This is a genomic window from Pseudomonas sp. ADAK7, assembly GCF_012935675.1.
Taxonomy (GTDB): Bacteria; Pseudomonadota; Gammaproteobacteria; order Pseudomonadales; family Pseudomonadaceae; genus Aquipseudomonas.
This window is the reverse complement of record NZ_CP052861.1, coordinates 4,837,711-4,859,643: the sequence shown is the minus strand read 5'-3', so window position 1 is coordinate 4,859,643 and position 21,933 is coordinate 4,837,711. Positions and strand designations below refer to the sequence as shown.

21 protein-coding genes are annotated in these 21,933 nt (G+C 60.7%); 6 read left to right on the top strand and 15 right to left on the bottom strand.

Translation table 11 applies throughout. From position 1 onward, the window contains the following. Positions 1-40: 40 nt before the first annotated feature. Both HKK53_RS22280 and HKK53_RS22275 read left to right on the top strand, forming a co-directional pair. The gene (locus HKK53_RS22280) at positions 41-619 is read left to right on the top strand and encodes a DUF6436 domain-containing protein (protein WP_169372604.1); all 579 of its coding nucleotides are present in this window, start codon (positions 41-43) and stop codon (positions 617-619) included. 102 nt (positions 620-721) lie between these two features. Then, on the top strand, positions 722-3,124 hold the full coding sequence (locus tag HKK53_RS22275; protein WP_169372603.1) for a penicillin acylase family protein: 2,403 nt from the start codon (positions 722-724) through the stop codon (positions 3,122-3,124). Positions 3,125-3,234: 110 nt separating this feature from the next. Here the strand turns inward: HKK53_RS22275 and HKK53_RS22270 are convergent, their stop codons facing one another. Then, positions 3,235-4,140, bottom strand: a complete 906-nt coding sequence (locus HKK53_RS22270; protein WP_169372602.1) for an AraC family transcriptional regulator — start codon at positions 4,138-4,140, stop codon at positions 3,235-3,237. A gap of 110 nt (positions 4,141-4,250) precedes the next feature. Here HKK53_RS22270 and HKK53_RS22265 point away from each other — a divergent pair, with 110 nt between their 5' ends. Beyond that, positions 4,251-4,592 carry a carboxymuconolactone decarboxylase family protein gene (locus tag HKK53_RS22265; protein ID WP_169372601.1) on the top strand — a complete coding sequence of 114 codons (342 nt, stop codon included), beginning with the start codon at positions 4,251-4,253 and terminating at the stop codon, positions 4,590-4,592. A gap of 119 nt (positions 4,593-4,711) precedes the next feature. Here the strand turns inward: HKK53_RS22265 and HKK53_RS22260 are convergent, their stop codons facing one another. Further along, positions 4,712-5,677: a GlxA family transcriptional regulator gene (locus HKK53_RS22260; RefSeq protein WP_169372600.1), complete on the bottom strand. Its 966-nt coding sequence runs from the start codon at positions 5,675-5,677 to the stop codon at positions 4,712-4,714. A gap of 332 nt (positions 5,678-6,009) precedes the next feature. Between HKK53_RS22260 and HKK53_RS22255 the strand changes: the two genes are divergently transcribed. Next, positions 6,010-6,651, top strand: a complete 642-nt coding sequence (locus HKK53_RS22255) for an HD domain-containing protein (protein ID WP_169372599.1) — start codon at positions 6,010-6,012, stop codon at positions 6,649-6,651. Positions 6,652-6,780: 129 nt separating this feature from the next. On the opposite strand, the gene HKK53_RS22250 is transcribed toward HKK53_RS22255, so the two are convergent. The 8 genes from HKK53_RS22250 to HKK53_RS22215 all read right to left on the bottom strand — a co-directional run bounded on the left by HKK53_RS22250 (position 6,781) and on the right by HKK53_RS22215 (position 15,623). After that, positions 6,781-7,674: an ABC transporter permease subunit gene (locus tag HKK53_RS22250; RefSeq protein WP_169372598.1), complete on the bottom strand. Its 894-nt coding sequence runs from the start codon at positions 7,672-7,674 to the stop codon at positions 6,781-6,783. Then, the gene (locus tag HKK53_RS22245; RefSeq protein ID WP_178117496.1) at positions 7,671-8,552 is read right to left on the bottom strand and encodes an ABC transporter permease subunit; all 882 of its coding nucleotides are present in this window, start codon (positions 8,550-8,552) and stop codon (positions 7,671-7,673) included. The genes HKK53_RS22250 and HKK53_RS22245 overlap by 4 nt, the downstream gene beginning before the upstream one ends. 35 nt (positions 8,553-8,587) lie before the next feature. After that, positions 8,588-9,730 (bottom strand): ABC transporter ATP-binding protein, encoded by a 1,143-nt coding sequence (locus HKK53_RS22240; protein WP_169372596.1) that lies wholly within the window; start codon positions 9,728-9,730, stop codon positions 8,588-8,590. Positions 9,731-9,803: 73 nt separating this feature from the next. Beyond that, positions 9,804-10,901 carry a polyamine ABC transporter substrate-binding protein gene (locus tag HKK53_RS22235; RefSeq protein WP_169372595.1) on the bottom strand — a complete coding sequence of 366 codons (1,098 nt, stop codon included), beginning with the start codon at positions 10,899-10,901 and terminating at the stop codon, positions 9,804-9,806. A gap of 244 nt (positions 10,902-11,145) precedes the next feature. Further along, positions 11,146-12,240, bottom strand: coding sequence for a polyamine ABC transporter substrate-binding protein (locus HKK53_RS22230; RefSeq protein ID WP_169374279.1), 1,095 nt, complete (start codon positions 12,238-12,240; stop codon positions 11,146-11,148). Positions 12,241-12,422: 182 nt separating this feature from the next. Further along, the gene (locus HKK53_RS22225; protein WP_169372594.1) at positions 12,423-13,787 is read right to left on the bottom strand and encodes an aspartate aminotransferase family protein; all 1,365 of its coding nucleotides are present in this window, start codon (positions 13,785-13,787) and stop codon (positions 12,423-12,425) included. Between the two features lie 60 nt (positions 13,788-13,847). After that, positions 13,848-15,206 carry a glutamine synthetase family protein gene (locus HKK53_RS22220; protein WP_149660257.1) on the bottom strand — a complete coding sequence of 453 codons (1,359 nt, stop codon included), beginning with the start codon at positions 15,204-15,206 and terminating at the stop codon, positions 13,848-13,850. A 36-nt stretch (positions 15,207-15,242) separates the two neighbouring features. After that, positions 15,243-15,623, bottom strand: coding sequence for a glutamine amidotransferase (locus HKK53_RS22215; RefSeq protein ID WP_169372593.1), 381 nt, complete (start codon positions 15,621-15,623; stop codon positions 15,243-15,245). Between the two features lie 278 nt (positions 15,624-15,901). Here HKK53_RS22215 and HKK53_RS22210 point away from each other — a divergent pair, with 278 nt between their 5' ends. Then, complete coding sequence (locus HKK53_RS22210) at positions 15,902-17,278, top strand: glutamine synthetase family protein (protein ID WP_123404014.1); 1,377 nt, start codon at positions 15,902-15,904, stop codon at positions 17,276-17,278. A 278-nt stretch (positions 17,279-17,556) separates the two neighbouring features. Next, the gene (locus tag HKK53_RS22205; protein WP_169372592.1) at positions 17,557-18,195 is read left to right on the top strand and encodes a TetR/AcrR family transcriptional regulator; all 639 of its coding nucleotides are present in this window, start codon (positions 17,557-17,559) and stop codon (positions 18,193-18,195) included. A 4-nt stretch (positions 18,196-18,199) separates the two neighbouring features. Here the strand turns inward: HKK53_RS22205 and HKK53_RS22200 are convergent, their stop codons facing one another. The 5 genes from HKK53_RS22200 to ssuD form a co-directional block, all read right to left on the bottom strand. Continuing rightward, positions 18,200-18,805 (bottom strand): LpxA family transferase, encoded by a 606-nt coding sequence (locus HKK53_RS22200; RefSeq protein WP_169372591.1) that lies wholly within the window; start codon positions 18,803-18,805, stop codon positions 18,200-18,202. 129 nt (positions 18,806-18,934) lie between these two features. After that, complete coding sequence (locus tag HKK53_RS22195; protein WP_003229256.1) at positions 18,935-19,150, bottom strand: TOBE domain-containing protein; 216 nt, start codon at positions 19,148-19,150, stop codon at positions 18,935-18,937. A gap of 32 nt (positions 19,151-19,182) precedes the next feature. Beyond that, positions 19,183-19,989, bottom strand: coding sequence for an aliphatic sulfonates ABC transporter ATP-binding protein (gene ssuB, locus HKK53_RS22190; RefSeq protein WP_169372590.1), 807 nt, complete (start codon positions 19,987-19,989; stop codon positions 19,183-19,185). Further along, positions 19,986-20,768 (bottom strand): aliphatic sulfonate ABC transporter permease SsuC, encoded by a 783-nt coding sequence (ssuC, locus tag HKK53_RS22185; RefSeq protein WP_133835504.1) that lies wholly within the window; start codon positions 20,766-20,768, stop codon positions 19,986-19,988. Before ssuC ends, ssuB begins: the two co-directional genes overlap by 4 nt. Before the next feature lie 9 nt (positions 20,769-20,777). Then, the gene (ssuD, locus tag HKK53_RS22180) at positions 20,778-21,926 is read right to left on the bottom strand and encodes an FMNH2-dependent alkanesulfonate monooxygenase (RefSeq protein WP_054044581.1); all 1,149 of its coding nucleotides are present in this window, start codon (positions 21,924-21,926) and stop codon (positions 20,778-20,780) included. Positions 21,927-21,933: the final 7 nt, after the last annotated feature.

Genomic DNA, 21,933 nt, shown 5'->3' with positions numbered 1-21,933 from the left:
CAAGCATGGCAAGCTGGGCGACCTTCGAGGATTGAAACCCATGCGTCCGGCCTACCGCACCACACTGCTTGCCAGCCTGCTCGCCCTCGTGTGCGCCGGCGTGTTGTGGGCCGCTTATGACTGGTTTCAGGGGCGTTACCTGCGGGCGTTCAGCGAACATACAGCGGTATTTTCCGGCGACCCGTTGCGCCTGCCCGACGACCTCGCCGGCCCCGGCGCCATCCGTCTCGTGCACTTCTGGGACCCGGCCTGCCCGTGCAACGTCGGCAATCAACAGCACCTCACCGAACTGGTCGAGCTGTATGTACCGCAGGGCGTCGAGTTCTACGCGGTACAAAAACCCGGCAGCCACGGTCAGTTGCCCAGCACCTTGAGCAGCCTGAAAACCATCACTGTGCTGCCCGGTTCCGAGCAGATCCCCGCCAGCCCGGCGGTGGCGATCTGGGACCGGGCCGGCAAGCTCGCCTATTTCGGCCCGTACAGCGAAGGCCTGACTTGTAATTCGAGCAACAGCTTTATCGAGCCGATCCTGCAAGCGCTGAACGAAGGCCGCGCGGTGAACGCGACCCACACACTGGCGGTGGGTTGCTACTGCCCGTGGCCGGTGCAAGTGCAGTAAGGCATTCCGGACTATTCGAGGACGGTGGTGCCCGGCACAGGAGGTCTGTGCTACATGTTTGCAGCCCACACGGGCGGCAACCTGAAAGAACAAGGAGTCACCATGAAACGCTTCCTGACCGTACTCGCCTTGCTGATCGTCGCGCTCGCCATCGGGGTTGGCGGGTACGTCTACAGCAAGCAGCCGACGCGCCAGGGTCAGGTGACGCTGAACAATCTGCAAGGCTCGGTGACCGTGCGCTACGACGAGCGCGGTGTGCCGCATATTCGCGCCGATAACGAAACCGACCTGTACCGCGCCCTCGGCTACGTGCACGCCCAGGACCGCTTGTTCCAGATGGAAGCCATGCGCCGCCTGGCCCGTGGTGAGCTGGCGGAAGTCCTCGGGCCGAAACTGGTCGACACCGACAAACTGTTCCGCAGCCTGCGCATCCGCGAGCGCGCCGAGAGTTATGTGGCCGCCCTCGACCGCCAGTCACCGGCGTGGAAGGCCCTGCATGCCTACCTGGACGGGATAAACCAATATCAGGACACCCACGCCGCGCCCGCCGAGTTCGACGTGCTGGGGATCCACAAGCGGCCCTTCACCGCAGAAGACAGCATCAGTGTCGCCGGCTACATGGCCTACAGCTTTGCCGCGGCGTTTCGCACCGAACCGTTGCTGACCTACGTGCGCGATCAGCTCGGCCCCGAGTACCTGAACATCTTCGACCTCGACTGGCAGCCCAAAGGCGTGCTGGCCAAGACCCACGCCAAACCCGGCCCAGCTCTGGCCGCCGGTGACTGGAAAGATTTGAACGCCCTCGCCCGCCTCAGCGAACAAGCCCTGGCCGATAACGGCTTGCCGCAGTTCGAAGGCAGCAACGCCTGGGTCATCGCCGGCAACCGCAGCAAAAGCGGCAAGCCGCTGCTGGCCGGCGACCCGCATATTCGTTTCTCGGTGCCGTCGGTGTGGTACGAGGCGCAACTGTCGGCGCCGGGCTTCGAACTGTACGGCCATCATCAGGCGCTGGTGCCGTTTGCCTTTCTCGGCCACAACCTGGATTTCGGCTGGAGCCTGACCATGTTCCAGAACGACGACCTGGACCTGATCGCCGAGAAGGTCAACCCGGACAACCCGAACCAGGTCTGGTATCGCGGCAAATGGGTGGACATGGTCAACACCGAGCAGCAGATCGCCGTGAAGGGCCAGGCGCCGGTGACACTGACCCTGCGCCAGTCGCCCCACGGCCCGATCATCAACGATGCACTCGGCACGGCTGCCGGCAAGACGCCGGTGGCGATGTGGTGGGCATTTCTCGAAACGCCGAACCCGATTCTCGAAGGTTTCTATCAGCTCAACCGCGCCGACACACTGGCCAAGGCCCGCGCTGCTGCCGCCAAAGTGCAGGCTCCGGGATTGAACATCGTTTATGCCAACGCCAAGGGTGATATCGGCTGGTGGGCCTCGGCGTTGCTGCCCAAGCGTGCGGCTGGAGTGAAGCCCGGTTTCATCCTCGACGGCAGCACCAATCAGGCGGACAAGGAAGGCTTCTACCCCTTCAGCGCCAACCCCCAGGAAGAGAACCCGGCACGGGGCTATATCGTCTCGGCCAACTTCCAGCCGGTTTCGCCAACCGGCATGGAGATTCCCGGTTACTACAACCTGGCCGATCGTGGTCAGCAGCTCAATCGCCAGCTCAGCGACAAGAGCGTGAAGTGGGATAACGACGCCAACCAGAAGCTGCAACTGGGCACCACCACCGCCTACGGCCCGCGTTTGTTGGCACCGTTGCTACCGGTGTTGCGTGAAGTGGTGAGCGATCCTGCCGAGCTGAAACTGGTGGAGCAATTAGGCAAATGGCAGGGCGATTACCCGCTCAGCTCCATCAGCGCCACGGTGTTCAACCAGTTCCTGTTCAACCTGACCGATGCGACGCTGCACGATGAGTTGGGCAATGACTTCTTTGAAACCTTGCTCTCGACCCGGGTGATCGACGCCGCGCTGCCGCGTCTGGCCGCGACGGCGGATTCGCCGTGGTGGGACAACCGCAATACCCCGGCCAGGGAAACTCGCGCCGACACGGTGAAAGTGGCGTGGCAGGCGAGCATCGCGCACCTCAAGATCGTGCTCGGTGCTGACTTTGCGCAGTGGCAGTGGGGCAAGGTGCATACGCTGACTCACGGTCATCCGTTGGGCTCACAGAAGCCGCTGGACCGGATCTTCAACGTCGGCCCATTCGATGCGCCCGGCACCCACGAAGTGCCGAACAACCTCTCGGCCCGGATCGGCCCGGCGCCGTGGCCGGTGACGTACGGCCCATCGACCCGACGATTGATTGACTTCGCCGACCCGGCCCATAGCCTGACCATCAACCCGGTCGGCCAGAGTGGCGTGCCGTTTGACAGTCACTATGAGGATCAGGCGGAGGCCTATGTCGATGGGATGTATATGCAGGCGCATTTCAGCGATGAAGAGGTGACGGCTAATACGCGGAGTACGTTGAAGCTGTTGCCGGCGCGGTAGATTTTTGTTGGCTGGGCTGACGTCTTCGCGGGCAAGCCTCGCTCCTACGGACGGTGATATCTGTAGGAGCGAGGCTTGCCCGCGAAGAGGCCTGCACTAACAATGCAAATCTAAATCCCGCGGCGCACCCTCCCCGGCGCCTCGCCATAAATCTCCTTGAATTTCTTGCTGAACGCCGCTTGCGATTGATACCCCACCTGCAGTGCAATATCGCTCAACCCCAAATGCGATTGGCTCAGCAAACTGAACGCCAATTCCATCCGCACCTGCGTCAGCAACACCCACGGCGACACCCCGGCCACCTTCACAAACGCGCGCATGAAGGTCGCCCGGGACATGCTCGCCGCTTCGGCCAGGCTTTCGATGGTCCACTCGTGGGCCGGATCGGCCAGCATCGCCTGCCAGGCGCGGCCCAGGCGCTTGTCGCCGAGTAACGCCAGGGTGCCGCTGGCCGGTCCCAGCGTTGCCAGATGCGCCCGCAGCATCAGGGTGAACAACGCTTGAGATAACGCGTCGAGCAGAAACTTCGCCCCCGCCTGATTGCCCTCCGCCTCACCGCGCAGCACCGCGACCAACGCTGGCAGCGGCCCATTCGCCGGCAGCGCGCCGCTGGGGATCACCAAATACGCAGGCAGTGAGGCAAACAGCAGCGAAGCACGGTTGTAATGGAAGGTCCCGCAAAGCATGTCCAGATCGGCACTGGCGCCACCGATGCGATGCACCGGCAGCGCGCCACCGCGAATGATCTGTTGCGCCGACGGCGCGACGGTTTTACCGGGGCTGTGGATAACGTGGGGCGTGCCGCCGGGCAGCAGCAGGATGTCACCGGCGCGCATGGGCAGGCGCTGGCCGTCGGGGAATTCCACGCGGCACTCGCCGGCCAACACGATGTGATAGGGCGCCATTCCCAGCGCCTGTTGCTCGTGGGCCAAGGCCCAGTCGCCCTGGAACTGGCAGCGCAAATCCAGCGTGCCGCGAACGTTGGCCAGGGTGATGAGTTTATCGATCGGATTCATTTGAGCGCATCGAAGAAAGAACTGAGCGGATCGAACAAACCCGAACCGCGCCAAAGGACAAAACTGAGCGTGTCGAAACAGTACACCCAACCCGCTGAGGAGTTAACGCAATGTTCCATAACTGGTCCGAACTGCTGCCCACCATCCAGAAAGCCTTTGGCGCACTGGGCAAGAGCAACCCGAAAATGGTCAAGGCCTACATGGCCCTTGGTGAAGCCGCTGCGGAAAACGATGTGCTGGATGCCAAGACCCGTGAATTGATTTCCATCGCAGTGGCGATTACCACCCGTTGCGATGGCTGTATTGCCGCGCATACGGATGCGGCGATCAAGGCTGGCGCCAGCCGCGAGGAAGTGGCGGCGACACTGGCTACTGCGATTTCACTGAATGCCGGAGCGGCGTACATCTACTCGCTGCGTACGCTGGAGGCGTATGACTCGCTGAAAGGCTGAGTCGCACTGATCGTTCCCACGCTCTGCGTGGGAATGCTGCCATGGACGCTCTGCGTCCGCTCTTGGGACGCGGAGCGTCCCGGGATGCACTCCCACGCGGAGCGTGGGACCGATCGGCTCTAGACCATCGCCGCAAAGTTCAGCCTGAACTGCTGCGGCGTCACGCCCAGCCGGCGGTTGAATACGCTGCGCATGTGCTGGGCATCGCGAAACCCGCATTGATACGCCACCGTTTTCAGCGGCGAACGCGTGCTCTCCAACAGCACCCGCGCCGCATCCACCCGCGCCCGCTCGACGAATTCCGCCGGAGTGACTTTCGCTTCCTTGGCAAACACCCGGGAAAAATTGCGCGCGCTCATGTTGGCGGCATTGGCGAGATCGGCGAGGGTCAAGTCGCCAGTGAGGTTGGCGAGCACGTAGAGCTGCACCAGCGCCACCGCCGAAGTCGGTTCGGCATGAGGCGTGAGGAACGGGCTGAACTGCGATTGCCCGCCCGAGCGCTGGGTGAACACGACCAGACGCTTGGCCACGCTGAGCGCGACTTCCGGTCCGTGATCGCGCCCCAACAGGTACAGCGACAGATCGATCCCCGCCGTGACCCCGGCCGAGGTGTAGAGCTCGCCGTCCTGCACGTATAAACGATCCGCCTCGACCTGGGTGGACGGACACAACCCCGCCAGCGCCACCGCATCGCCCCAATGCGTGGTGACGGTGCGCCCATCGAGCAACCCGGCCCGGGCCAGCATGAACGCGCCGTTGCAGATCGACCCAAACCGCTGCGCCCGCCCGCAGGCCTCGCGCAACCAGGTGTCGAACGTCGCGCCGAAATTCAGGAACGGCAACTGCGGCCCGCCCGCCACCAACAGCAAGTCATACGCCTCCAGCGCTTCGCTGAAATGCCGATGCGCGTTCAGCGACAAACCGTTGGAACACGGCATCATCCCGCGCTCGACCCCGATCACCTCCAGGCGATAGTGATCCTCCGTTGCCAGGAAGCGATTGGCCTCGGCGAACACATCCATGGGGCCGGTGACGTCCAGGGACTGCACGCCGGAAAACACCACGATGGCGACGGATTTTTGCATGGTTCAAAACGCCTCTATGGCACATAGATCCCCCGTAGCAGCTGTCGAGCGGAGCGAGGCAGCGTTCGGCGACGAAGTCGTCCTAAACCCTGAGCACGCGGTCTACCTGAAACACCGCATAGTCAGATCTCACGACGACTTCGTCGCCGAACGCTGCCTCGCTCCGCTCGACAGCTGCTACGGATCTGCGCCAACCCTACAACAAGCGAGGTTGGCGCGATATGCCTGCTCATTGGCCGGGATCGCAGCCATGGATCGATTGTCCGCTGGCGGGTGCGGGAACAGACTTTACTCATCAGCGCCGCCACGGCGTTCCCCACGAGGAAAGCACCATGAGCAGCATCATTGCCGGTATCAAAATCCCCGACAGCGCGTTGGCCAAGGCCACCACCGAATACATCCGCGACGTCGAATCCGACCTGCTGTATCACCACTCGCGTCGGGTATTCCTGTTCGGTGCCTTGAGCGGTGAACGCAAGCAACTGGCCTACAACCCGGAGTTGCTCTACGTCGGCGCGATGTTCCATGACCTGGGCCTGGTGGAAGGTCAGCGCAGCGACAACGAGCGGTTTGAAGTCGACAGTGCCAATGCGGCTAAAGCCTTCCTCAAGCCTTACGGGCTGAGTGACGACGATATCGAACAAGTGTGGTTATCGATTGCCCTGCACACCACGCCAGGCGTGCCGCAACACTTGCGGCCGAACGTGGCCCTGGTCACCGCCGGTGTCGAGATGGATGTGCTGGGTATCGATTACGCGGCGTTCCCGACGGAACAGCGTGAGGCGGTGGTGCATGCCCACCCCCGTGGCGAAGGCTTCAAGGAATGCATCCTGTGTGCGTTCGCCAATGGCTTCAAACACAAACCGGACACCACGTTCGGCACAGTGAACGCGGATGTGCTGGTGGACAGCGAGCCGGGGTTCAAGCCGATGAACTTTGTCGAGATCATCCGCAAGTCGCCTTGGGTTGCCTGACCCCACACTGATCGTTCCCACGCTCCGCGTGGGAATGCAGCCCGGGACGCTCCGCGTCCCATCAAGAGCCGAACGCGGAGCGTCCATGGAGGCATTCCCACGCAGAGCGTGGGAACGATCACGGCTGGATCAAGCCGCTTCCGGCGCCTGCTGCGCCCGGCGCACGTCCGGCTGCTTCCAGGAATCGGCCGCGCCTTCTTCGATCGCTTGCTGAATTGCCTTTTTGCGCGATTCTTCGGCACGGCGGCTGAAGAACCACACCAGGAACGTCACGATCGACACCGCCAGCAGAATCAGACTGGCCACGGCGTTGATCTCCGGCTTCACGCCCAGGCGCACCGCCGAGAACACTTCCATCGGCAGGGTCGTCGAACCCGGCCCCGAGACGAAGCTCGCCAGCACCAGGTCATCCAGCGACAGCGCGAAGGACATCATCCCGCCCGCCGCCAGCGACGGCGCGATCATCGGAATGGTGATCAGGAAGAACACCTTCCACGGCCGCGCACCGAGGTCCATGGCCGCTTCTTCGATGGACAGGTCCAGCTCACGCAAGCGCGCCGACACCACCACCGCCACATACGCCGCACAGAACGTGGTGTGGGCAATCCAGATGGTGACGATGCCACGTTCCTGTGGCCAACCGATCATCTGCGCCATGGCCACGAACAACAGCAACAGCGACAGACCGGTGATCACTTCCGGCATCACCAACGGCGCGGTGACCAGGCCGCCGAACAGCGTGCGGCCCTTGAAGCGAGTGATCCGCGTCAGCACGAACGCCGCCAGGGTACCGAGGGCCACCGCTGCAATCGCGGTGTAGCAGGCGATTTCCAGCGAGCGCACCACCGAGCCCATCAGTTGGGTGTTGTCGAGCAGGCCGACGTACCACTTGATCGACCAGCCGCCCCACACCGTCACCAGTTTCGAGGCGTTGAACGAGTAGATCACCAGGATCAGCATCGGTGCGTAGATGAACAGCAGACCGACCACCAGCATGAAACTCGAGAAACGGAAGTTCTTCATTCTTTGCCCTCCATTTCTTTGGCCTGACTACGGTTGAACAGAATGATCGGCACAATCAGGATCAACAGCATCACCACCGCCAGGGCAGACGCTACCGGCCAGTCGCGGTTGTTGAAGAATTCTTGCCAGAGCACTTTACCGATCATCAGGGTTTCCGGACCGCCGAGCAGTTCCGGGATCACGAACTCGCCCACCACCGGAATGAACACCAGCATGCAGCCGGCGACGATGCCGTTCTTCGACAGCGGAATGGTGATCTTCCAGAAGCTGTTGAAGGTGCTCGAACCGAGGTCCGACGCGGCTTCCAGCAGGCTGTAGTCGTGCTTCACCAGGTTGGCGTAGAGCGGCAGGATCATGAACGGCAGGTACGAATAGACGACGCCGATGTACACCGCGAGGTTGGTGTTCAGGATCTGCAGCGGTTCGTCGATCCAGCCCATGGTCATCAGGAAACCGTTGAGCAGGCCGTTGTTACTAAGGATGCCCATCCACGCGTAAACGCGGATCAGGATCGCGGTCCAGGTCGGCATCATGATCAGCAGCACCAGCACCGTTTGCAGCTCTTTACGGGCGCTGGCAATGGCGTAGGCCATCGGGTAGCCGATCAACAGGCAGAGGATGGTGCTGATCAGCGCCATCTTCAGCGAGCCAAGGTAGGCGGCGATGTACAACTCGTCGTCGCCAAGCATCGCGTAGTTGCCCAGGTTCAGCAGCAGTTGCAGCTTCTGCTCGGCAAAGGTGTAGATCTCGGTGTACGGCGGGATGGCCACGTCGGCTTCGGCGAAGCTGATCTTCAAGACGATGAAGAACGGCAGCATGAAGAACATGAACAGCCAGATGAACGGGACCCCGATGACCAATTGGCGGCCACCGGGAATTATTCGGTTGAGGCGGCGTTTGAATTTGCGCATGTTCATGAGCGAAGTACCACGCCGCTGTCGTCTTCCCAGTACACGTAAACCTGATCGCCCCAGGTCGGACGCTGACCACGGCGCTCGGCGTTGGCGACAAAGGACTGCACCAGTTTGCCGCTCGGCAATTCGACGTAGAACACCGAGTGGCCGCCGAGGTAGGCGATGTCGTGCACCTTGCCGCTGGACCAGTTGTACTCGCAGGTCGGCATCTCGGCGGTGACCAGCAGTTTCTCCGGACGGATCGCGTAGGTGACCGATTTGTCCTGCACCGAGGTGCTGATGCCGTGGCCGACGTAGATCTGGCGATCGAGGTCTTTGCAGGTAATGGTCGCGTAGCCTTCGGCGTCGTCGATCACCTCGCCTTCGAAGATGTTGACGTTGCCGATGAATTCGCAGACCAGGCGGCTGGTCGGGGTTTCGTAGATGTCGATCGGGCTGCCGATCTGGGCGATCCAGCCCAGGTGCATGATCGCGATGCGCTCGGCCATGGTCATGGCTTCTTCCTGATCGTGGGTCACCATGACGCAGGTCACGCCGACGCGCTCGATGATCTCGACCAGTTCCAGCTGCATTTGCGAACGCAGTTTTTTATCCAGTGCGCCCATCGGTTCATCGAGCAGCAACAGCTTCGGCCGCTTGGCCAGCGAACGGGCCAGGGCCACACGCTGACGCTGGCCGCCGGACAACTGATGCGGCTTGCGCTTGGCGTACTGCGTCATCTGAACCAGCTTGAGCATGTCCGCGACACGGGCATCGACTTCCGACGACGGAATCTTGTCCTGCTTGAGGCCGAAGGCGATGTTTTGCGCCACGGTCATGTGCGGGAACAAGGCGTAGGACTGGAACATCATGTTGATCGGTCGCTCGTACGGCGGCATCTCGGTGATGTCGACGCCGTCGAGGTAAATGCGCCCCTCCGTGGGCCGTTCAAACCCTGCGAGCATGCGCAGCAAGGTGGATTTGCCCGATCCCGAACCGCCGAGCAGGGCGAAGATCTCGCCTTTCTTGATTTCCAGGGACACGTCGTCCACGGCAATCGTCTCGTCGAACTTCTTCGTGACCCGGTCGATTTTGACCAACACCTGTTTCGGTGATTGGTCGCCCTCGAGGGCTTTCTTATAGGCGCCGGAGGCAACTGCCATTTACGAAACTCCCAGAAAAAAAGAGTGCAGTTCGCTCAAGGTGAGCCAACCTTGGATAGTTTGAGCCTTGAAGCTATTTACCCGTCTTGACCGTGGTCCAGCTGCGGGTCATCAAACGTTGAATCTTGGGCGGCAGCTCGATCGACACGTAGGTCTTGTCGAGTACGGCTTGCGGTGGATACACCGATTCGTCCGTGCGGATGGATTGCTCCATCAATTTGTCCGAGCCAGGGTTAGGGTTGGCATAGCCGACCGAATCACTGACCTGAGCAATCACTTCAGGCTTGAGCAAATAGTTGATGAAGGCGTGGGCTTCCTTGACGTTGGACGAGTCCTTCGGAATCGCCAGCATGTCGAACCACAGCGCCCCACCCTCTTTCGGAATGGTGTAGGCCACATTTACGCCTTTGCCGGCTTCGGCCGCCCGGGCCTTGGCCTGGAACATGTCACCGGAGAAACCGATGGCAATGCAGATGTCGCCGTTGGCCAGGTCCGAGATGTACTTGGACGAATGGAAGTACGTCACGTAAGGCCGCACCGCGAGCAACTTGGCGGTGGCCTTTTTGTAGTCTTCAGGGTTGGTGCTGTTGGCATTCAGGCCCATGTAATTGAGGACCGTCGGCATCATTTCATCGGCGGAATCGAGGAACGCCACGCCGCAGCTGTGCAGTTTCTTGATGTTCTCCGGCTCGAACAGCACGCTCCAGGAGTCGATCTTGTCGACGCCCAGCACTTGCTTGATCTTGTCGACGTTGTAGCCGATGCCGTTGGTGCCCCACAGGTACGGCACGGCGTACTGGTTGCCCGGATCATTCTGTTCCAGGCGCTTGAGCAGCACCGGGTCGAGGTTGGCGTAGTGGGTCAGCAACTTGCGGTCGAGCTTCTGGAATGCGCCGGCCTTGATCTGCTTGCCGAGGAAGTGGTTGGACGGCACGACCACGTCGTAGCCGGTGCGCCCGGCCAGCAACTTGCCTTCCAGGGTTTCGTTGGAGTCGAACACGTCATACACCGGCTTGATCCCGGTTTCTTTCTGGAAGTCAGCCAGGGTGGTCGAGCCGATGTAGTCCGACCAGTTATAAATATGCACCGTACCGGCGGCCTGGACACTGACAGCCAGTGTCAACCCGGCGCCGACCAGCAGGGCATTGCGCAATAAAGAAAAAATAGGCACGTGGAGGTCCTCTAAAATTAGTTGGGCCCAAGTTGCCCAGCGTTACATGACAGCCATGGCTGCCTGGCAACAAAACCGGCGCGCAACTTACCCTCGATAAACCTTTCCAGCAAAACTTTTATGCAGATACCTGTAGCAGCTGCCGAAGGCTGCGTTAAGGTCCGGAGGACCTTCCCGCGTTTTCAAGAGCACAACTGCTTCGCAGTTGAACGCAGCCTGCGGCAGCTGCTACAGGGTTTACTACTTACTTACCGGACTTGATCTTGGTCCAGCTGCGGGTCAGGTCACGCTGAGTAGCGGCCGGCAAATCGGCAATCGCGTACAACTTGGCCTGCACATCGGCAGTCGGGTAGATGCCCGGGTCCGAGGTGATGTCCTTGCTCACGAACTGAGTCGCTTCGGCGTTACCGTTAGGGAAACGCACGGCGTTGGTGATGTCGGCCATCACTTTCGGCTGCAACAGGTAGTTCATGAATTTGTAGGCACCATCGACGTTTTCCGCATCTTTCGGAATCGCGACCATGTCATAGAAGCTGCCAGCGCCTTCTTTCGGAATCGCGTAGCTGACTTTGACCTTGTCACCGGCTTCAGCAGCACGGGACTTGGCTTGTTGCACGTCACCCGAGTAACCGACCGCTACGCAGATGTTGCCGTTGGCCAGGTCGGAGATGTACTTGGACGAGTGGAAGTAGGTGACCGAAGGACGAATCTTGAGGAACAGTTCTTCGGCTTTCTTGATGTCTTCTTTCTTCTGGCTGTCGGTTGGCAAGCCCAGGTAGTGCAGCGCGATCGGCAGCATTTCAGTCGGCGAGTCGAGGAAGCTCACACCGCAGCCCTTGAGCTTGGCGATGTTTTCAGGCTTGAACAGGGTGTCCCAGGAATCGATGGTGTCGACGCCCAACGCGGCTTTGACTTTCTCCGGGTTGTAACCGATGCCGATCGAGCCCCACATGTAAGGGAAGGCGTGTTTGTTGTCCGGGTCGCTGACGGAAACCGCTTTAAGCAGCGACTTGTTCAGGTTGCCGTAGTTGGACAGCTTGGACTTGTCCAGCTCCTGGTAAACCTTGGCCTTGATCTGCTTGGCGAGGAAGTTGTTCGACGGCACGACCACGTCGTAGCCGGACTTGCCTGCCAGCAACTTGGCTTCCAGGGTTTCGTTGCTGTCGAAAACGTCGTACACCACCTTGATCCCGGACTCTTTCTCGAAGTTCGCGATGGTGTCCGGTGCAATGTAGTCGGACCAGTTGTAGACGTGCAGTACCTTGTCATCAGCCTGTACTGCACCCGCCATCACGCCCATCAGGGACATGGCGAGGAGGGTCTTGCCAGCTATCTTCATACCTAATGCCTTCATGGGTAATGCTCCAATTTTTCTTTTTAACCACGTGCTCAGCGGCCTGTTACTGGGCATCCGAACAACCGGTAGTCTGGCAAGTTCCGAGGCAGGCTTTCAAGGAAAGACCCATCCTTTATTTGCACTGGGCGAAGTGTCGACCGCACACCTCGCCCAGAGCCTAGCACTTAGCCCTGCAACGCACTCAGGGTCAGGTCCAGGCACTTGCGCGCCTTGGTCACCAACTCATCGATTTCCGCCGGTGTAATCACCAATGGCGGGGAAATGATCATGGTGTCGCCCACCGCACGCATGATCAGGCCGTTGTCGAAGCAGAAGGTGCGGCAAATCATGCCGACGCCCTTGCCTTCATAACGTTTGCGAGTGGCCTTGTCCTGGACCAGTTCGATGGCCCCCAACATGCCAACACCACGCACTTCCCCCACCAACGGGTGATCGTTCAGTTCCCGTAGACGCTTTTGCAAATAGGGTGCCGTTTCGGCATGGACGCGCTCGATAATTTTTTCTTCGCGCAGGATGCGGATGTTTTCCAGCGCTACCGCCGCGGCCACCGGGTGCCCGGAGTAGGTGAAACCGTGGTTGAAATCGCCGCCCTCGTTGAGCACCTTCACCACGTCATCGCGCACGATCAGGCCACCCATCGGGATGTAGCCGGAGGTCAGGCCCTTGGCGATGGTCATCATGTCGGGTTTCAGATCGTAGTGATCGCTACCGAACCACTCACCGGTACGGCCGAAACCGCAGATCACTTCGTCCGCCACGAACAGGATGTCGTACTTGGCGAGGATCTCCTTGATGCGCGGCCAGTAGCTGTCTGGCGGCACGATCACGCCACCGGCACCCTGGATCGGCTCGGCAATAAAGGCACCGACGTTGTCCACGCCGACTTCCAGAATCTTCTCTTCCAGCTGATTGGCAGCCCAGATCCCGAACTCGTCCGGGCTCATGTCGCCGCCTTCACCGAACCAGTACGGTTGAGCGATGTGGACGATGCCCGGGATCGGCAAGTCGCCCTGTTCGTGCATATAGGTCATGCCGCCCAGGCTCGCGCCGGCCACGGTGGAACCGTGATAACCGTTCTTGCGACTGATGATGACTTTCTTGTTCGGCTGGCCCTTGATCGCCCAGTAGTGGCGGACCATGCGCAGCATGGTGTCGTTGCCTTCCGAGCCCGAACCGGTGAAGAACACGTGGTTCATGCCTTCCGGCGCGATGTCGGAAATGGCTTTGGCCAGTTCCAGCACTGGCGGGTGAGCGGTCTGGAAGAACAAGTTGTAATAAGGCAGTTCGCGCATCTGTTTGGCGGCGGCGTCGGCCAGTTCATCACGACCGTAGCCGATCGCTACGCACCACAGGCCGGCCATGCCGTCGAGGATCTTGTTGCCTTCGCTGTCCCAGAGGTAAACGCCCTTGGCGCTGGTGATGATGCGCGGGCCTTTCTCTTTGAGCTGTTTGAAATCGCTGAACGGCGCCAGGTGGTGATCGCTGCTCAAGGCTTGCCATTCACGGGTTTGCGGGTTGTTGCTGGTCATGCGAATTCTCCTGTTTTTTGCAGTGAAGGGCGCGGAAGCTTCCGTCCGCGCCCCGGCGCATCAGACGGCGAAGAGCAGGAATTCCCGCTCCCAAGAACTGATCACGCGCTTGAAGTTTTCATGCTCGGCCCGCTTGACCGCGACGTAGCCTGTGATGAATTTCTTGCCCAGGTATTTCTCGATGGTCGCGCTGTGTTCCATGCGTTCCAGCGCGTCTTCGATGGTCAGTGGCAGGCGCAGGTTGCGGCGTTCATAGCCACGCCCCACTACCGGCGCACTCGGGTTCAGGCCTTCGACCATGCCGATGTAACCGCAGAGCAGGCTCGCGGCAATCGCCAGGTAGGGGTTGGCGTCGGCGCCCGGCAGGCGGTTTTCCACCCGACGGTTTTGCGGGCCGGCATCCGGCACGCGCAGGCCCACCGTGCGGTTTTCTTCGCCCCACTCCACGTTCACCGGCGCCGAGGTGTCCGGCAGGAAGCGGCGGAACGAGTTGACGTTCGGGGCGAACAGCGGCAGCAGCTCGGGGATCAGTTTCTGCAAACCACCGATGTGATGCAGGAACAACTGGCTCATGGTCCCGTCTTCGTTGGAGAAGACGTTCTTGCCGGTCTCGATATCGATGATGCTCTGGTGGATATGCATCGCGCTGCCGGGTTCGCCGGTCATGGGCTTGGCCATGAACGTCGCCGCGACGTCGTGCTTGAGCGCGGCCTCGCGCATGGTGCGCTTGAACACCAGGATCTGGTCGGCCAGGGACAGGGCATCGCCGTGACGGAAGTTGATTTCCATCTGCGCCGTGCCGTCCTCGTGGATCAGCGTGTCGAGGTCCAGTTCCTGCAGTTCGCACCAGTCGTAGACGTCTTCGAACAGCGGGTCGAATTCGTTCGCCGCTTCAATCGAGAACGACTGGCGACCGGTTTCCGGGCGACCGGAACGGCCAATCGGCGGTTGCAGCGGGAAGTCCGGGTCTTCGCAACGTTTGGTCAGGTAGAACTCCATTTCCGGCGCCACGATCGGCTGCCAGCCTTTGTCGGCATAGAGTTTCAAAACCTTCTTCAATACGTTGCGCGGCGACAGCTCGATCGGGTTGCCTTGCTTGTCGTAGGTGTCGTGGATCACCTGAGCGGTAGGCTCGATGGACCAGGGCACCAGGTACACCGCGTTCTGGTCGGGGCGGCAGATCATGTCGATGTCGGCCGGGTCGAGCAGTTCGTAATAGATGTCGTCTTCGACATAGTCGCCGGTCACGGTCTGCAACAGAACGCTCTCGGGCAGGCGCATGCCTTTTTCGGCGATGAACTTGTTGGTCGGCGAAATCTTGCCCCGGGTGATCCCGGTCAAGTCGGCGATCATGCATTCGACTTCTGTGATCTTGTGGTCTTTCAACCAATCGGTGAGCTGGTCGAGGTTGTTACTCATAAATGCCTCTAGGCTGAGTTTCCTGACTCTTATAAGTCAGGCGTTGTTTGACGCATCGGCGTCGCGTGATACAGATTGCCACTGCAAGGGCCGCGCACAAATACCCGCCGCGGCCAGGGCGTGGGTGATGGAAAGCGTAGCCGGACGTGCAGAATCATGAGCAGGGCTCGACGCATTGGCCAGGCCACTGAAGTAAAACGGTTCTATATTGGAAACAGAGGCAGTAAAGAGAATGTCGTGCGGAGCGTCCAGAATATCGGACGGGGACGCAAAAGCTGCCGGGGAAAGAAGAGTCGACGACACGCCTTTGGCAACTTGGGCCTTGGTGTGAACGCAACGATCGCCACTGATGTGATGAGCATGCAGACCGATCTGCCCAGAGCAGATGGTGACGCCGATTAACGGCAGGCGAGACATGAAGCACCCCGGTATTATTGCTGTTATGGGTTTGAATCGAGCTTAGCCTTGTTCATTTTTTTACACAACACCCCCGTAAAAAATACAACACGGCCCGCTCAAGCCCGCGGGCGCCAAAGCGCTCAAAGGCATAAAAACGCCCCAAACTGCCTCAAAAAAGCCTTGCGAGCGCTTTTTTAGGGCAAAAAAGGCCTCGCTTGACTTCGGCATGCCGTTCGGGTTGACTGAAACCCGAAGAGATCAATGATTGATATTTTTAACAACAAAGGTGTTGCATCATGTCGGTACCCCCGCGTGCCGTTCAGCTTAACGAAGCGAACGCGTTCCTTAAGGAACATCCTGAGGTTCTGTACGTTGACCTTCTGATTGCGGATATGAATGGTGTGGTGCGCGGCAAGCGCATTGAACGCACCAGCCTCCACAAGGTTTACGAGAAAGGCATCAACCTGCCGGCCTCTCTATTTGCTCTGGATATCAATGGCTCGACGGTGGAAAGCACCGGCCTGGGCCTGGACATCGGCGATGCTGACCGAATCTGCTATCCAATCCCCGACACCCTGTGCAATGAGCCATGGCAAAAGCGCCCTACCGCGCAACTGCTGATGACCATGCACGAAATCGAAGGTGAACCTTTCTTCGCGGATCCCCGTGAAGTTTTGCGTCAAGTTGTTACCAAGTTCGATGACATGGGTCTGACGATCTGTGCCGCGTTCGAACTGGAGTTCTACCTGATCGACCAGGAGAACGTGAACGGCCGACCGCAACCGCCGCGCTCGCCGATCTCGGGCAAACGCCCGCATTCGACACAGGTCTACCTGATCGACGACCTCGACGAATACGTCGACTGCCTCCAGGACATTCTGGAAGGTGCGAAAGAGCAAGGCATCCCGGCTGACGCCATCGTCAAGGAAAGTGCCCCGGCGCAGTTCGAAGTGAACCTGCACCACGTCGCCGACCCGATCAAGGCTTGCGACTACGCGGTACTGCTCAAGCGCCTGATCAAGAACATCGCCTACGATCATGAGATGGACACCACCTTCATGGCCAAGCCTTACCCAGGCCAGGCGGGTAACGGGCTGCACGTCCACATCTCGATTCTCGACCGTGACGGCAAGAATATTTTTGCCAGCGAGGATCCCGAGCAGAACGCCGCACTGCGTCACGCGATCGGCGGTGTGCTCGAGACCCTACCGGCGCAAATGGCTTTCCTGTGCCCGAACGTCAACTCGTACCGTCGTTTCGGCGCACAGTTCTACGTGCCGAACTCGCCGTGCTGGGGCCTGGACAACCGGACCGTGGCGATTCGCGTACCGACCGGCTCGTCCGACGCGGTGCGTATCGAACACCGTGTTGCCGGCGCCGATGCCAACCCGTACCTGCTGATGGCTTCGGTCCTGGCAGGCGTGCATCACGGCCTGACCAACAAGATCGAGCCGGGCGCGCCCGTGGAAGGCAACTCCTACGAGCAAAACGAGCAAAGCCTGCCGAACAACCTGCGTGATGCACTGCGCGAGTTGGACGACAGCGAAGTCATGGCCAAGTACATCGATCCGAAATACATCGATATCTTCGTGGCTTGCAAGGAAAGTGAGCTGGAGGAGTTCGAACACTCCATCTCCGACCTTGAGTACAACTGGTACCTGCATACCGTTTAAGCGGTTGCAGTAAAAAAGGAACGCCGTTGGCTGATGAAGCTGACGGCGTTTTTTTATGGCCGCCACCAAACCCTGTGGCGAGGGAGCTTGCTCCCGCTGGAGGCCGAAGGACTCCCTTTAACCGGCGACGACAGATACACCGCATTGCCCGCTTTGGGGCCGCTTCGCGACCCAGCGGGAGCAAGCTCCCTCGCCACAATGGATCACCGACAACCACAGGGGATATGGAACATCCTCTCGCTCTGCGTACAATGCCCGCTGCCCCGCAGGAGACTCCAATGACGCGCCCCGCCCCTATCCGCAAACCCCGCGCACGCAGCCAGGCGCGGATCGACTCGATACTCGATGCCGCCCGCACGCTGCTGGCCGCCGAGGGCGTGGCCAGCCTGTCGATCTACAGCGTCGCCGAGCGCGCGGAGATTCCGCCCTCCTCCGTCTACCACTTCTTCGCCAGCGTCCCGGCCCTGCTCGAAGCCCTGACCGCCGACGTCCACGCCGCCTTCCGCGCCTGCCTGCAAGCGCCGATCGACCACGACGCCCTGCATGGCTGGCGCGACCTGTCGCGGTTGGTGGAACAGCGCATGCTCGACATCTACGGCGAAGACGCCGCCGCCCGCCAGCTGATCCTCGCCCAACACGGCCTCACCGAAGTCACCCAGGCTGACCGCCAGCACGATATTGAGCTGGGTGACCTGATGCACAAGCTGTTCGATCATCACTTCGAACTGCCGAGGCTGACGATGGACGTGGATGTGTTTGCGTTGGCCATGGAGCTGGGCGACCGCGTCTATGCACGCTCGGTGCAACAGCATGGGCAGATCACCCCGCGCATGGCTGAGGAAGGGATGCGGGTGTTTGATGCGTATCTGGGGCTGTATTTACCGCCCTACTTGCCCAAGCGCACGCTTGCCAACTAATGCCCTACGACGCTTCGCAATCGTGGAGTGTCAACCGTCGAACAACCGACCCGGGCAGCAACAGCCCGCCCGGCGCCACCACCGCGTTGGCTCCGAGGCGCGACCCATCGCCCATCAACGCGCCGAACTTGTCACAACCGGTAGCCTGAAGCACCCCGCCTACCCGCACATTCACCCCTTTGTCAGCACGTTCGTTACGGTAGTTGGCGATGATGCTGCCCGCCTCCAGATTGACACCGGCACCTAACACCGAATCACCGACAAAGTTGAAATGCGCCAGTTTGCTGCCGCTGAAAACGAACGAAGACTTGAGCTCCGCTCCTGGGCCAATGATGCAATTCGCCCCGAGCCAGCACCCGCCGCGCAAGTAGGCACCCGCAGCGATAAAACAACTGGGGCCGATAATCAACGGCCCTTTCAGCACAGCGCCCGCTTCCACCTGCGCGGTGCGATGGATTGCGATGTCGTCGACCATCTCATAGTCGTCCGCGGGCAGCTGCGAAAGCAGATGCTGCACACGCTCGGGCGCATTGATCACCAGTTCCCACGGCGAAAGGTGCGCCCATTCGGCGATGGGTGAATGCGAAATCTCCTGAATGTAATCAGCCATTCTGACGGTCACTGTTGAGCCCCTCTGCGTCTGCTTTCGATTCGACAGAAGGCACTCTAACACCGCCCGCGCAGGCAAAAAAAAACCCCGAAGGGCTCACACCCTCCGGGGTTGTTGCTTGCACACAACTTACAACTTGGCGATCGACACCTCGGTGGATTTCACGAAGGCGATCACTTCGCTGCCGACCACCAGTTCCAGCTCTTTCACCGAGCGAGTGGTAATGACTGAAGTGACGATGCCAGATGCGGTTTGAACGTCGATTTCCGACAACACGTCACCCAGCACGATTTCCTTGATCGAGCCTTTGAACTGGTTACGAACGTTGATGGCTTTGATAGTCATGATGTTGATTCCTGTCATGGATGAGGCGTGAGTTATTGCGCCCAACGCAGTTGCGTAGGCAATGGTGAAACGGGTTCCGGTTCCGGCGGCTCGCCGGGCAGTGACAGCACGCGATTGAGGACTTCGGTTTCCAGCGCCGCCAGCCGATGGGAGCCACGCACCCGAGGGCGCGGCAACTCCACGTGCAGGTCGAGGCCGACTTCGCCGTCTTCGATCAGGATCACCCGATCGGCAATCGCCACTGCTTCGCTGACGTCGTGGGTCACCAGCAACACGGTAAACCCGTGCTTCTGCCAGAGGCGTTCGATCAGTTGCTGCATTTCAATGCGGGTCAGGGCGTCCAGAGCGCCCAACGGCTCGTCCAGCAGCAGCAAGCGCGGTTGGTGGATCAGCGCGCGGGCCAGGGCCACGCGTTGTTTCTGGCCACCGGACAAGGCCGCTGGCCACTCATTGGCGCGATCCGCCAGGCCCACCGACTCCAACGCGTCCAGGGCTTGTGGCCGCCAGTTGCCCTTGAGTCCGAGGCCGACGTTGTCGATGACCTTTTTCCACGGCAGCAGGCGCGCTTCCTGGAACATTAACCGCGTGTCTTCCCGGGCATCGCTGAGCGGTGCCGAACCGGCCAGCAGTTCGCCGCCCGTTGGTTTGTCGAGGCCGGCAAGCAAGCGCAGCAACGTGCTTTTGCCACAGCCACTGCGTCCGACCACGGCGACGAATTGCCCAGCCGGAATGTGCAGATCGATCTCGCGCAGCACTTGCCGCGAACCAAACGTCTTTTGCAACTTGCGCACCGCCAGCGGAATCCCGCGCAGCAGGCGTGGAGGTTGTTGAGCAGTCATGCGGCACCTCCCTTGGCAACCTGATACGCCGGATGCCAGCGCAACCAAACGCGTTCAAGTCCACGGGCCGCGAGGTCGGCCAGTTTGCCGAGCACCGCGTACAACAGAATCGCCAGCACCACCACGTCGGTCTGCAAGAACTCCCGGGCATTCATTGCCAGGTAGCCGATGCCGGAACTGGCGGAAATGGTTTCCGCGACGATCAAGGTCAACCACATAAACCCGAGGGCGAAACGCACACCGACCAGAATAGAAGGCAACGCACCCGGCAGGATCACCTGACGGAACAGGCTGAAACCGCTCAAGCCGTAACTGCGCGCCATCTCCACCAACGCCGGGTCGACGTTGCGGATGCCGTGATAAGTGTTGAGGTAAATCGGGAACAACGTGCCCAACGCCACGAGGAAAATCTTCGCCGACTCATCGATGCCGAACCACAGGATCACCAGCGGAATCAGCGCCAGGTGCGGCACGTTGCGGATCATCTGCACCGAACTGTCGAGCAGGCGTTCGCCCCATTTCGACAGGCCGGTAATGAAGCCCAGCGCCAGACCGATGCCGCCGCCAATGGTGAAACCGAGCGCCGCACGCCAGCCGCTGATGGCCAGGTGAGTCCAGATTTCGCCGCTGCGCACCAGGCTTACGCCGGCCTCGATCACGGCGATGGGTGCCGGCAGAATCCGCGTCGACAACCAGCCTGCCGACACCGACAACTGCCACACCGCCAGCAGCAACACCGGCAACGCCCAGGGCGCGAGGTTGTGGATAATTCTTTTCATGGCGGCGCCTCAGCTCTGGGACGCGGCTTTGGGAAGAATGTCGTTGGCCACCATCTCGCCGAACGGGCTGACGAAGTTGGCACCTTGGGGTTGTTCCGGGCGTTGCACGTCGATGTGCGGGAACAGCAACTCGGCGACGCGGTAGGCCTCTTCCAGGTGTGGATAACCGGAGAAGATGAACGTGTCGATGCCCAGGTCCGCGTATTCCTTCATCCGCGCGGCCACGGTCGGACCGTCGCCCACCAGCGCCGTACCGGCACCGCCACGCACCAGGCCGACACCGGCCCACAGGTTGGGGCTGACTTCCAGGTTGTCGCGACTGCCGCCATGCAGCGCGGCCATGCGTTGCTGACCGACCGAATCGAAACGCGACAGGGACGCTTGCGCCCGAGCGATGGTTTCGTCGTCCACATGGGAGATCAGTCGATCCGCCGCGGCCCACGCTTCCTCGTTGGTTTCGCGGACGATCACATGCAAGCGAATGCCGAAGCGCACGGTACGACCGAGCTTCGCGGCTTTGGCACGCACTTGTGCAATCTTCTCGGCCACGGCGGCCGGTGGTTCGCCCCAGGTCAGGACCATTTCAACCTGTTCGGCTGCCAGATCCTGAGCCGCTTCCGAAGAACCGCCAAAATACAGCGGCGGACGTGGTTGCTGGATCGGCGGATAAAGCAACTTGGCGCCCTTCACGCTGATGTGCTGACCGTCGTAATCAACGGTTTCGCCTTCGAGCACGCGGCGCCAGATGCGGGTGAATTCCACCGAGGCTTGATAACGCTCTTCGTGGCTGAGGAATAAACCGTCGCCGGCCAATTCATCCGGATCACCACCGGTCACCAGGTTGAACAACGCCCGGCCGCCGGACAGACGATCCAGGGTCGCTGCCTGCCGCGCCGCCACCGTCGGGGAAATGATCCCGGGGCGCAGGGCGACAAGAAACTTCAGACGCTGGGTCACCGGGATCAGCGACGCGGCCACCAGCCACGAGTCTTCGCAAGAACGGCCGGTCGGAATCAACACCCCGCCGAAGCCCAGGCGATCCGCCGCCTGAGCGATCTGTTGCAGGTAACCGTGGTCAACGGCGCGAGCGCCTTCGGCGGTGCCAAGGTAATGGCCGTCGCCGTGGGTAGGCAGGAACCAGAAAATATTGAGGCTCATGGAGTGG

Excerpts from the sequence above, each read along its gene's own strand:
- HKK53_RS22205 (WP_169372592.1), top strand. The coding sequence starts at position 17,557 with ATGACGCGCCCCGCCCCTATCCGCAAACCCCGCGCACGCAGCCAGGCG.
- HKK53_RS22275 (WP_169372603.1), top strand. The coding sequence starts at position 722 with ATGAAACGCTTCCTGACCGTACTCGCCTTGCTGATCGTCGCGCTCGCC.
- ssuC (WP_133835504.1), bottom strand. The coding sequence starts at position 20,768 with ATGAAAAGAATTATCCACAACCTCGCGCCCTGGGCGTTGCCGGTGTTG.
- HKK53_RS22230 (WP_169374279.1), bottom strand. The coding sequence starts at position 12,240 with ATGAAGATAGCTGGCAAGACCCTCCTCGCCATGTCCCTGATGGGCGTG.
- HKK53_RS22260 (WP_169372600.1), bottom strand. The coding sequence starts at position 5,677 with ATGCAAAAATCCGTCGCCATCGTGGTGTTTTCCGGCGTGCAGTCCCTG.
- HKK53_RS22225 (WP_169372594.1), bottom strand. The coding sequence starts at position 13,787 with ATGACCAGCAACAACCCGCAAACCCGTGAATGGCAAGCCTTGAGCAGC.
- HKK53_RS22220 (WP_149660257.1), bottom strand. The coding sequence starts at position 15,206 with ATGAGTAACAACCTCGACCAGCTCACCGATTGGTTGAAAGACCACAAG.
- ssuD (WP_054044581.1), bottom strand. The coding sequence starts at position 21,926 with ATGAGCCTCAATATTTTCTGGTTCCTGCCTACCCACGGCGACGGCCAT.
- HKK53_RS22215 (WP_169372593.1), bottom strand. The coding sequence starts at position 15,623 with ATGTCTCGCCTGCCGTTAATCGGCGTCACCATCTGCTCTGGGCAGATC.
- HKK53_RS22250 (WP_169372598.1), bottom strand. The coding sequence starts at position 7,674 with ATGAAGAACTTCCGTTTCTCGAGTTTCATGCTGGTGGTCGGTCTGCTG.
- HKK53_RS22240 (WP_169372596.1), bottom strand. The coding sequence starts at position 9,730 with ATGGCAGTTGCCTCCGGCGCCTATAAGAAAGCCCTCGAGGGCGACCAA.
- HKK53_RS22195 (WP_003229256.1), bottom strand. The coding sequence starts at position 19,150 with ATGACTATCAAAGCCATCAACGTTCGTAACCAGTTCAAAGGCTCGATC.
- ssuB (WP_169372590.1), bottom strand. The coding sequence starts at position 19,989 with ATGACTGCTCAACAACCTCCACGCCTGCTGCGCGGGATTCCGCTGGCG.
- HKK53_RS22280 (WP_169372604.1), top strand. The coding sequence starts at position 41 with ATGCGTCCGGCCTACCGCACCACACTGCTTGCCAGCCTGCTCGCCCTC.
- HKK53_RS22210 (WP_123404014.1), top strand. The coding sequence starts at position 15,902 with ATGTCGGTACCCCCGCGTGCCGTTCAGCTTAACGAAGCGAACGCGTTC.
- HKK53_RS22270 (WP_169372602.1), bottom strand. The coding sequence starts at position 4,140 with ATGAATCCGATCGATAAACTCATCACCCTGGCCAACGTTCGCGGCACG.
- HKK53_RS22265 (WP_169372601.1), top strand. The coding sequence starts at position 4,251 with ATGTTCCATAACTGGTCCGAACTGCTGCCCACCATCCAGAAAGCCTTT.
- HKK53_RS22200 (WP_169372591.1), bottom strand. The coding sequence starts at position 18,805 with ATGGCTGATTACATTCAGGAGATTTCGCATTCACCCATCGCCGAATGG.
- HKK53_RS22255 (WP_169372599.1), top strand. The coding sequence starts at position 6,010 with ATGAGCAGCATCATTGCCGGTATCAAAATCCCCGACAGCGCGTTGGCC.